The 9,615-nt window shown below is 64.6% G+C and carries 11 protein-coding genes; 4 read left to right on the forward strand and 7 right to left on the reverse strand.

All coding sequences use genetic code 11. The annotated features are described in order from the left end of the window. The first annotated feature begins 18 nt into the window (after positions 1-18). Positions 19-3,168, forward strand: a complete 3,150-nt coding sequence (locus tag Acor_RS33075; RefSeq protein ID WP_155340707.1) for an AfsR/SARP family transcriptional regulator — start codon at positions 19-21, stop codon at positions 3,166-3,168. A gap of 186 nt (positions 3,169-3,354) precedes the next feature. After that, positions 3,355-3,618 (forward strand): hypothetical protein, encoded by a 264-nt coding sequence (locus Acor_RS33080; protein ID WP_155340708.1) that lies wholly within the window; start codon positions 3,355-3,357, stop codon positions 3,616-3,618. Between the two features lie 374 nt (positions 3,619-3,992). Here the strand turns inward: Acor_RS33080 and Acor_RS33085 are convergent, their stop codons facing one another. Then, positions 3,993-4,409 carry an HAD family hydrolase gene (locus tag Acor_RS33085; protein WP_218034627.1) on the reverse strand — a complete coding sequence of 139 codons (417 nt, stop codon included), beginning with the start codon at positions 4,407-4,409 and terminating at the stop codon, positions 3,993-3,995. A 393-nt stretch (positions 4,410-4,802) separates the two neighbouring features. Then, the gene (locus tag Acor_RS33090; protein WP_218034628.1) at positions 4,803-5,333 is read right to left on the reverse strand and encodes a TetR/AcrR family transcriptional regulator; all 531 of its coding nucleotides are present in this window, start codon (positions 5,331-5,333) and stop codon (positions 4,803-4,805) included. Positions 5,334-5,519: 186 nt separating this feature from the next. Here Acor_RS33090 and Acor_RS43555 point away from each other — a divergent pair, with 186 nt between their 5' ends. Continuing rightward, entirely contained in the window at positions 5,520-6,329 is an 810-nt protein-coding gene (locus tag Acor_RS43555) for a nuclear transport factor 2 family protein (protein ID WP_218034629.1), read from the forward strand. Positions 6,330-6,356: 27 nt separating this feature from the next. Here Acor_RS43555 and Acor_RS33105 read toward each other — a convergent pair whose 3' ends face one another. The 5 genes from Acor_RS33105 to Acor_RS46460 form a co-directional block, all read right to left on the reverse strand. Continuing rightward, the gene (locus Acor_RS33105; RefSeq protein ID WP_155340710.1) at positions 6,357-6,884 is read right to left on the reverse strand and encodes a hypothetical protein; all 528 of its coding nucleotides are present in this window, start codon (positions 6,882-6,884) and stop codon (positions 6,357-6,359) included. Then, on the reverse strand, positions 6,866-7,099 hold the full coding sequence (locus Acor_RS33110) for a hypothetical protein (RefSeq protein ID WP_155340711.1): 234 nt from the start codon (positions 7,097-7,099) through the stop codon (positions 6,866-6,868). Before Acor_RS33110 ends, Acor_RS33105 begins: the two co-directional genes overlap by 19 nt. Further along, a complete protein-coding gene (locus Acor_RS33115) occupies positions 7,059-7,628 on the reverse strand; it encodes a tyrosine-type recombinase/integrase (protein WP_218034630.1) in 570 nt (189 codons plus the stop codon). The genes Acor_RS33110 and Acor_RS33115 overlap by 41 nt, the downstream gene beginning before the upstream one ends. Positions 7,629-7,679: 51 nt before the next feature. After that, entirely contained in the window at positions 7,680-7,988 is a 309-nt protein-coding gene (locus tag Acor_RS33120) for a hypothetical protein (RefSeq protein ID WP_155340712.1), read from the reverse strand. Between the two features lie 98 nt (positions 7,989-8,086). After that, positions 8,087-8,623 (reverse strand): helix-turn-helix domain-containing protein, encoded by a 537-nt coding sequence (locus tag Acor_RS46460; protein ID WP_155340713.1) that lies wholly within the window; start codon positions 8,621-8,623, stop codon positions 8,087-8,089. Between the two features lie 183 nt (positions 8,624-8,806). Here Acor_RS46460 and Acor_RS33130 point away from each other — a divergent pair. After that, positions 8,807-9,615: M23 family metallopeptidase (locus tag Acor_RS33130; RefSeq protein WP_174876231.1), on the forward strand; the 809-nt coding region annotated here is incomplete at its 3' end.

Below are 9,615 nucleotides of genomic sequence, written 5' to 3' on the forward strand. Positions count from 1 at the left end.
GGATTTCGGGGACCGGAGATGAAAAGATCCCGGCAAACGTTCCCTGCAATGGGATTTAACGTGGATTTTCGTATCCTAGGGCAGATTCAGGCCCTGTCCGAAAACGGGCCTGTCGACATTGGGCATGCGCGGGAACGCCACCTCCTGGCCATACTGCTGCTCACCCCGGGCCAACCGGTGTCGCTCAATTCCCTTATAGATCGCATATGGGACGGTAATCCGCCCGCGGAAGCACGGTCCCAAATTTATCCGCCCATGTCTCGGCTCAGAAAAAGGCTGGCTAAAAGCGGGACGAAACTCCTCACCCGGTCCGGCGCGTACGTTCTGGAGACCGAGCCGGACAGCGTGGATCTCCATCGGTTCCGGAGGCTGCGGACCCGGGCGCGAACCGCCGAGAAAAACGGCGACGACGAACAGGCCATCCGGCTGCTCCGCGAGGCGGCCCAGCTCTCCCAGGGCGAACCGCTGGCCGGCCTGTCCGGCTCCTGGGCGGAGAGCACCCGCAGGACCATTGAGGAGGAACTGCTCTCCGCCGTCATCGGCCGGGTGAAGCTCGAACTCCGCTCAGGACGCCACGCCGAACTCGTCGCCGAACTGGGCGAACTCGCCCTCCGCCATCCGCTCAACGGCCGCCTGGTCGCCATGCGCATGCTCGCCCTGCACCGCAGCGGCAGGCAAACCGACGCCATCGAGCTCTACCACGAGACGAAGGAGCGCCTCGACGACCAGGGTCTGAGCACCAGCCCCGAACTCCGCGAACTCCTCCAACGGATCTCCAACAACGACCCGGCCCTGCTCCCCCGCCCACGCCCTGCCAGAGCACCCGCCCGCCTGCCCCGCGACCTGTCCATCTTCACCGGCAGAACCGAGGAACTCTCCCGGCTCACCGCCATGGCCGCCGCGCACACCACCGCCGTCACCGTCCTGTGCGTCGACGGGATGCCCGGAGTCGGAAAATCCGCCCTGGTCCTGCATCTGGCCCACCTGCTGGAGTCGCAGTTCCCGGACGGTCAGCACTATGTCCGGCTGCACGGTCACGATGCCGAGCAGACCGTCGTGGACGCGGCCGGCGCCCTTCGCCAACTGCTCCGCGAAATCGGCATCCCCCAGGAGCAGATCCCCCAGGGGCTGGACGAACGGGCGACCCTGTGGCGGGCTCAGCTGGCGCGGCGCCGCGTCCTCATCATCCTCGACGACGCCACCAGCCACGAGCAGATCAGCCACCTGCTGCCCGGCACCCCCGGCAGCCTCGTCCTGATCACCAGCCGGCGGCGTCTGACGGGGCTCGACGACGCGCTGCCTCTCACCTTGCGCCCGCTACCGGAGGATGACGCGACCGAGCTTCTCGGCCGCATCATCAAGAGCCCACTCAACCGCGAAACCGACCAGGTGGCCACGGCCGCGCGCCTCTGCGGCTACCTGCCACTCGCGATCACCCTGGCCGGGCATCAGTTCCGCGGCCGGCAGTCCTGGCGGGTGAGCGACCTGGTGGCCCGGCTCAGCGACGGCCGCCGCCGGCTCACCGAGATGCGCGGCGAGAACCGGGCGATCACGGTCGCCTTCCAGCTCTCCTACGACGCGCTCGACAGCCGCCACCGCCACGCTTTCCGGTTCCTCGCGCTGCATCCGGGCACGGACATCACGGTCGACTGCGCCGCCGCCCTGCTGGCCGAAGACGGCCCGGCCGCGGAACACCTCCTCGACGGCCTGCTCGACCATCACCTCATCGAACACCGCGACGGCCGGTACCGCTTTCACTCCCTGCTCGGCGAGTACGCCCGTTCACTTACCGGCACGGATGACGTGGACGAGGTCCGTGCCGCGCTGAGCCGCCTGCTCGATCTCTACCTGTACGTCTGCGACCAGGCCGACCGGATGCTCCATCCGGACCGCACCCGCCCGGTACCGGAGGTCGCCCATCCGCCAGAGGTGTCCACCGGGTTCTCCTCGGCCGACGCGGCGCGCGAATGGCTGGAAGTAGAACTCGACAATCTCCGACAGGTCGTCCGATATGCCGGGGAAAATGGGTGGCCGAAACATGCGGCGTTGCTGCCGCACATTCTTAGCAAATTCCTTGAGACCGGTGGGTATTGGAAGGAAGCCGCATACCTACACGAACACGCCGTCAGCGGATGGCGGGAGTTGGCGGACCCGGCGGGGTTGGCCCGTGCGCTGACCGATCTCGCGAAGGTTCTATGGCGCTCCGGAATCTACGATCAGGCGTTCCTGCACGCGACCGAGGCGCTGGACATCCGCACCGGCCTGGACGACCAGTCCGGAGTCGCCGAGGTGCTCGACCGGATCGGTCAGATCCATCTGCACCGGTCAGAGTTGGATCTGGCCTTTGACCGCTGCCGTCGAGCGCTGGACATACGGAGATCACTTCAGGATCTACCCGGGCAGGCGGCGAGCCTGAATTTGCTCGCGGAAATCACCTGGCACCGCGGGAACTATGCCCAATCAGTGACACATTTGCAGGAAGCACTCATCGCATTCCAGGAACTCGGCCACACCGCCGGCCAACTGGTCACCCTCAACAATATCGCCGAGACCGAACTTCAGTTGGGGCGGGCAGCCTCGGCTCTGAATCTGCTTGAGCAGGCCATCGCGATCAGCCCTGAAATGAACCGCCAACATCACGCGGTCTGGCTCAATAACCGCGCGAACGTACACCAGTACACCGGAGAGTTCACCGCGGCACTCGATTACTATCGGAAATCTCTGCGAATCTCCCAGGAGATAGGTGACCGCCGGAGCGAGGCCGACACACTCACGAACATTGGGTCCTGTCTCGGCCAGATGGGGCGCGACGGTGAGGCTCTGATCCATCACCACAAGGCGCTGACAATCTCGCGGGAGATATTCGAACGTTCCATAGAGAGCCGCGCGCTCCTCGGTATCGGAGACGTGAATCTACGTGCCGGCAAGCACGAGATCGCTCAAGGTCGCTACAGCGAGGCGCTGCGGCTCGGCCATCTCACTCAGGACTTATACGTCCAGGCCCGCTGCCTCGATCGGCTAGGCACCTCGATGGTCCAGACGCACGACCGCGAACGGGCAGAGGAGCACTGGCGCCAAGCCCTGGCCCTGTTCGAGATCCTTGGGGTTCCCGAGGCGATGGAGACACAGTCCCGGTTGACCACGCGAAGGCGTGCCGCCGAATCCTAGTCAGCCCATTATGTCCCGAATGGCCCGAAATAGACTTGGTCGGCCGACCATTCACGAGGCCAACTTTTCTAAACGTAGCTCGGGCGTGCTTCCAAGCTGACCGTCACCGCCTGGTTTGCCTAGTGTGGAACCGAACCACTATGGTGCCTCACATCGCTTGCGTGGACGTAGGACGACCCACCCCGCATGGCGACAATAAAGGCCGATATGAAGCATGCTCTTCAGCGTGCATGGAAAGTCCAAATGATTTATCTCAAGGAGCGCGATTATGCGTCCATTGAAGTACGTTATCGCTGCACTCCTCCTCGGCCTCCTGCCGATGGTTCTCGGAGGAAACATCTGGATGTCACTACTAGTGGGGAAGATCCAGTCGGCAACGGAGCCGGCGCAGCAGAAATCGACCTCGCACTACATTGGCTGAGCGCAGAAAAAAATTTACTTGATAAATAGAATTGTCATCCTGAATCGTCACCGAGCCGGCAACCACGAAGGGCATGCTTCGAGCGGCGTCGCAACTGGAAGTAGAGCCCCAGTGGCCTTGTGCGTCCTGAACCCCCTGGTCAGCAGGCGGTTCCAGTGATGACTCTTGGAACTGGCCGTCCTTGTGGCGGCCAGTTCCTGCGTTATATCTCGCAAGTCACCTAAATCCCCCTTGTCAGGCGTCGTCGTCCACGAACCCCTCGGACTGATCTGACAGTGGGAGCGCGTGACTTATGAGCCTCATATCGTCAAGACCGAAATCCAGATTGACCCGGTATTCGGCGAGCCGCATCGGGTCGCATAGCTGACCAGATTCACAGTGAGCGCCCGGTCGTTCCGATGTCTCAATGATGATCTCCATTATGCCCAGGAAACCCCACTTCACGGACATGGCGGATCATTTTCGCGCCGCCGGGCAGCACCTCCCCAGGCCCCAACCCGTCAGGCCGGACCAGGGCCGCGCTCATCCCCTGGCCCAGCGGACCCACGACATCCCCCGCCATGTTGTCCCCCACGAACAGGATCCGCTCCGGGGCACACCCGGCGGCGGCGATCACCATCCGGTAGAAGATCGGCGCGGGCTTGGCGACCCCCAGTTGGGCCGACTGCAACACCACCTTGAAGACGTCCTCGATGCCGGCGCGGCGCAACGCCAGGCGCCGGTCCTGTTCGGTCTTGGTGTTGGACGCCAGCACCAGCCGCAGACCGGCCGTGTGCAGCCGCCGCAAGGCCACTATGGCGACGGGATCGACGGGCCTCATCTTCAGTCCCGGATCGACCTTCGCCCCTGGCACAGTCAGCGTCGACCCATAGTCGAACACCACGCATGACACTCGCCCCACTGCCGCCACCACCCCAACGGTTCCCACCACCGCGCTGAAGCCCAGCCCCAACCCACCAACATCCGCCCTATTTGGCCCAAACGCCATAAAGCCAAACAAGACGCCCGCCGAAGATACGTGACCCGGTTCGGACACGCGATCGACGGCATGGCCGAGCCGTGGGGGCCGTCGCCTAAATCCCCTGATGTGGCATCGACCCCCGGTATTTACTACCCGGTCGCCTTCGTCAAGGGGATCCAGACTTGACCTGACACATCTGGGCGGTGTCTCACTCTTGACGCATCCGCCCGAATGGATTGACGCACAGCCTGGTCATCGCTGGACGCCGCCGTGATGTAATCCGCTCATGAGGAGGGCGAGCAGGCGGTCGGCTTGAGCTGAGCTGTCCGGGGTGTCCTGGGCGGCCCAGGCGATAGCGCCGACCATCTTCAGCACATCCGCTTCGTCCGCATCGGCGACGACCGCGCCTGATTGCCGCGCCCGCGCCAGCAACGCAGCCCCCACCTCGAACAACTCCGCATGCCAGGTCGATACCAGGCCATTCCCACGGTCGAGCGCCGAGTTCATCACCGCGGCCGACAGACCTCGATAGGTCAAGGCATGCATGAGCGCAGCACGCAACCAAGTGGACAACGCGTCGAATTCGTCCTCGACCGTCAGCAGCCCGCGACCATGGCCGACCAACTCGGCTATCTGCTCGGCGAGCACCGCCTCTATGAGATCCAGCCGAGTGGGGAAATGCCGATACAGCGTCCCGCTGGCCACCCCTGCCCGCCGAGCGATCTCGTCCAAGGAGGCGTCCACGCCGAACTCGGCGAACGCAATTCGTGCCTGCTCGACCAACTGCCCATAGTTACGTCGGGCGTCTGCACGCCTCGGACGCCTGGTACGCGGCCGCGACTCGTGACCTGCCAGCGCAATCACCACACCCTTGCTAACCGGGGACACAGTCCGTTACCGTGGCCATCTAACCGGACTATGCCTCACCTTACTGGCATGACTCACCTAAAGCATGGAGGGGCCGCCCCCATGTCGCTGTCGGAACAAGACCGAATCGACATCAACGACCTGATCAATCTCCACGGCCACCTCACGGACGCCGGTGAGCTGGACCAAGCGGGTGAGCTGTTCACCCCAGATGTCACCTATGACCTGGACGACTACGGCCGCGGCTCGTTGCACGGGACCCCGGCCATCCGTGAGGCCGCGCTCGCATTGGGCGAAGCCAATCCGGTCGGTCATCACGTCACCAACATCGTGATCACTCGGATCGACGATCGCTCGGCGCGGGTCCAATCCAAAGGAGTCGGCATCAGGGCCGACGGAACGGCCGGCAGTGTCGTCTACGACGACATCGTCACGCGCCAACCCGACGGCTGGAAGATCAGCTACCGCAAGGCGACTGCCAGGCGAGCGGCACTCGGCGAGCAAGAAGCCGGTGCGCGTGAGGTCCTGGAGAGTCTCCGCCAAGCCGCTATCAGCCAGTCCGCCGATGACATGAGCCGTCTGTACGCAGTCGACGCGGTCCATGAATTCCCATTCACCGCCCCAGGCGTGCCGTCCCAGCTTGAGGGCCGCGACGAAATCGTGAACTGGATAACCGCAGGGTGGAAGGCCAACCCGCTGAAGTATGAGCGTTACCGTACTCTTGCCATCTACGACACCTACGATCCGGAAACGATCATCGTCGAGCAGGAAGCCCTCGGGACGAGCGCATCCACCGGCGAGTTCGCGCTTCCCAACCTCGCTGTGCTCACCGTGCGCAACGGGCAGATCACCCGTCTGCGCGACTACGTCAACATCCTGGCAGCCGCAGCCGCCATGGGACGCGATATATAAACGCGCCACCGCACCCCATCACCACCGTCACCCACGAGAACGGCGACTCGTGTCGTCAGGGGGAATCTGGAGGCCGTCGTCTCCGAAATTGCTCCTCGAGGAGTCAGTTGGTGGAGGCGGCTGTTTCGTCAGCGAGGACGAACCACTCATTGACCTTGAAGGAGATCGGTGAGTTGCTTCATTTACGCGAAGCGCGTCTCGGACCCGCAGGCCCCAGCGCATCAGGATCATCGTGATCAGCTCGCCGGCCGGGTCGTCCCACCGCTTGAGGTTGTCCGGCCTTTCGAGTTGGGCCATGACGTGCTCACTGAGCGCGCGGGGTAGCGCTTTGGCCTCCTTGGGCATGTCCTCGGGGAAGAACATCGCGCTGATCTGCAGGCCACTAGCCCAGCCGTGCTGGCGGATCGCCGTGAAGAACAAGTTCAGCTGCCCGATCATGTGCCGCCGCACCGTGCGTGTGCTGCCCAACTCGACCTGCAGATAGGCCAGGTAGCGCTCCAGAAGGGGTCGGTCGACCTGGCCCAGCCCGCGAACATCTACGGCTGAGGCAGCCACCGTTTGGCCAGGTCCTTCAGCCAGGGCTGGGGGATGTCGGTGAAATGGAGATTAGCGATCTCTCGGTCACGGATGCCCAGCTCACGGAGCCGCCAGACGTCGCGGCCGTACTCGTGCTCCCACGGGAGCTCCCGCCACTGCGGGACCGCGGAACGGGGCGGCCGCGTCTGCTGCTCAACCGCCGCGGCATTGGTGAGCGAGACAGGCGAGGTCATAGCCGCACCTCCCGTCCGGTGAACCAGCCCGCCTTTTCGAGCGCCTTGCGGCGTCCTCAACGGTCAGGTGCCCATACGTGGCGGTCGTCGTGGTCAGCGACACATGGCCGAGGATCTTGGCGACGACCTCGACCGGGACGCCCTCTCGGAGCAGCCTGGTCGCCGTCGTGTGACGGAACCAGTGCGGGTCGAAGTCGAGTCCAGTCCGGCGGCGTAGCCGTAGGACGAGATCGTAGGCCGAAGAGTAGGTCAACGGCCGCCCGTAGGGCTGCCCCCACAGATTCACCAGCACGTAATCGGAGTCGAGATCGCCGTACTCCTGGTGCAGGTAGTCGGCGTAGAGGCGGATAAGGTCCCCGCTCACCGGGATGGTCCGCGATGTCCTGGACTTGGTGCGCGCCCCGTTGTCGTTGGTGCGCGGCCAGATGGTCAGCTCCCGCTCGGCGGCCGCGACGTCCTCGTGCCGGAGCCCCAGCGCTTCACCGATATTGCACCGCGCCAGCTCAGTATCCCACTGGCATCCTTCGATTTCTTACCAGCCTCCGGCCCCCTCACCCTCATGGCCGACGGCCGGGGCGGTTCAGCTCAGATCGCCGTCCCCAACATCTGGCTTGTGGCATCGCGGCATGTTCGGCAGGGGGTGGATGGTGGCGTCGACATGTTTGGCTCCGACGAAGCCCCACCCTTCCCAGCGCTCCTTGCCCGGCTCTGAGCGGTCTCCCCGGGTGTAGTACCAGACCCTTCCCCCGTCACCCTGGACACGTCCGAGCTCCCAGCAGACGAACCAGCTCTTCGGGGTGTCCAGGACCGCTATCTTCTCGGTGCTGCCCACGTTGAGGTAGAGCGGCGTGTCGGGCCGGTTGACGCACACGAAGTCCCTGGTCCACACCCCGCCTTGTCTGGCGTCGGCGTGCTTGACTCCGCTGCGTTCAGTGCAGAGATGCGCGGTCTCCGCGTCCGCCGTGAAGTCCGCACCGAGGCGCCAGATCAGGATTGCGCCCGTGACCAGGGCCGCCAGCCACGCCAGCGTCGACCACGCGCGTCTCTTGGGCAGGACCGGCGGAGACTCGCGCGATTCTCGCGCCGAGGGCGGGGAGTCCGGCGACGGGGGAGCGGCTGGTCCGGTGCCGTTTCGCGGCCTTCCGGTCGCTCGACGGGCTGGTCCGCGCCGGTTTCCGGTTCGGGCGCCTGGACGGTCTGCGCCCGTACCCATCGCTGGTGTAGTTCGATGACCTCCGCCTGGCTCGCCCGGCATTCCTTGGCGAACTGCTCCAGGAGCGTGAAGCGCGGCGGCACGCCCTCTCCGGAGCAATAGCGGTGGAGGGTGGATTTGCCGACGCCGAGTCTCCTGGCGAGTGCGTCGTAACTACGGCCGGTCTTGTCCTTCAACTGGCGTAGATACGTGGCCAAATCCTCGATTGCAGAGGGCTCTGACAACCTGGCTCCTCGAGTTCCGACCCCGAGTTCGACATCCCGAAGGCTAACAGCAGGATCAGCGGCATCTCTGGACATATCCCACCCCATCCCAACTCGAACGGGATCGCGCTGGTTAATGCAGCTCCTTGTCCCGTTGTTCCTGAGTTTTCCCACGTCCCTTGCTGTGGGACAGACGGCCGGTCACGGTGATGACCGTCATCCGAAGAAGATCGCAAATCTGGCTTGGCCCGCCCCGGCCGCCAGGATCACTCGACCGTCAGGAGCATGATCATGCGCCCCTTCATTTCCCGCCGTTCCCGGCAGCGAGGAGCAGGGCACCCCGCGTGGGTGAGTGCGGTGACCGCGGCGGCGCTCACCGTCCTCATCGGCGGCCTGCCGAACCTTCCCGCGCACGGCGCGGCCGCCATGGCCGCCCCGAACCTCCAGTTGCCCTTCCCCTGCGGCCAGCAGTGGCGGCTGGACACCTGGGGGCACGCCCCGGGGCTCGACATGGTCAAGGAACCGGACCAGCAGGGCACCGAGGGGGCCACGCTGTCAGCACCCGCTGCCGGCACGGTCAACAAGTCGTACTACCACGACAACGCCGGCAACGTGATTCAGATCAATCACGGTGGCGGCTATTTCACCACCTACCTGCACCTGCAGTCCCGGGCCGTCAACGTGGGCGCCACGGTCCAGCAGGGCGCCGTCATCGGGAGGGTCGGCCGCACAGGGCCCACGTCCAACAACCATCCCCACCTCCACTTCGAACTCGGTTACGACGCGAACGGCAACGGGGAGGCGTCCTGGGGATTCGCGGGCGCCGAGCGGGTCAAGCCCACGTTCAACGGTGTCTCGTACGGCAGCGCCAACAACCAGACCTACCGGAACGTCACCAGCCGCAACTGCGGCGGCTCTGTCGATCTGGGGGTGCTGGACTTCTACCTGTCCGACGATCAGAACGCCACTGGCTCCACCCGGCCGGTCTTCAGTTACGGCAATAGCCCGATGTTGCCTATCACGGGTGACTGGGACGGCGATGGCAAGGACACCGTCAGTACCTACGATCCCACCTCGAGTCGTTTCTTCATCAGTAACAA

This window comes from Acrocarpospora corrugata (assembly GCF_009687845.1).
GTDB classification, from domain to species: domain Bacteria; phylum Actinomycetota; class Actinomycetes; order Streptosporangiales; family Streptosporangiaceae; genus Acrocarpospora; species Acrocarpospora corrugata.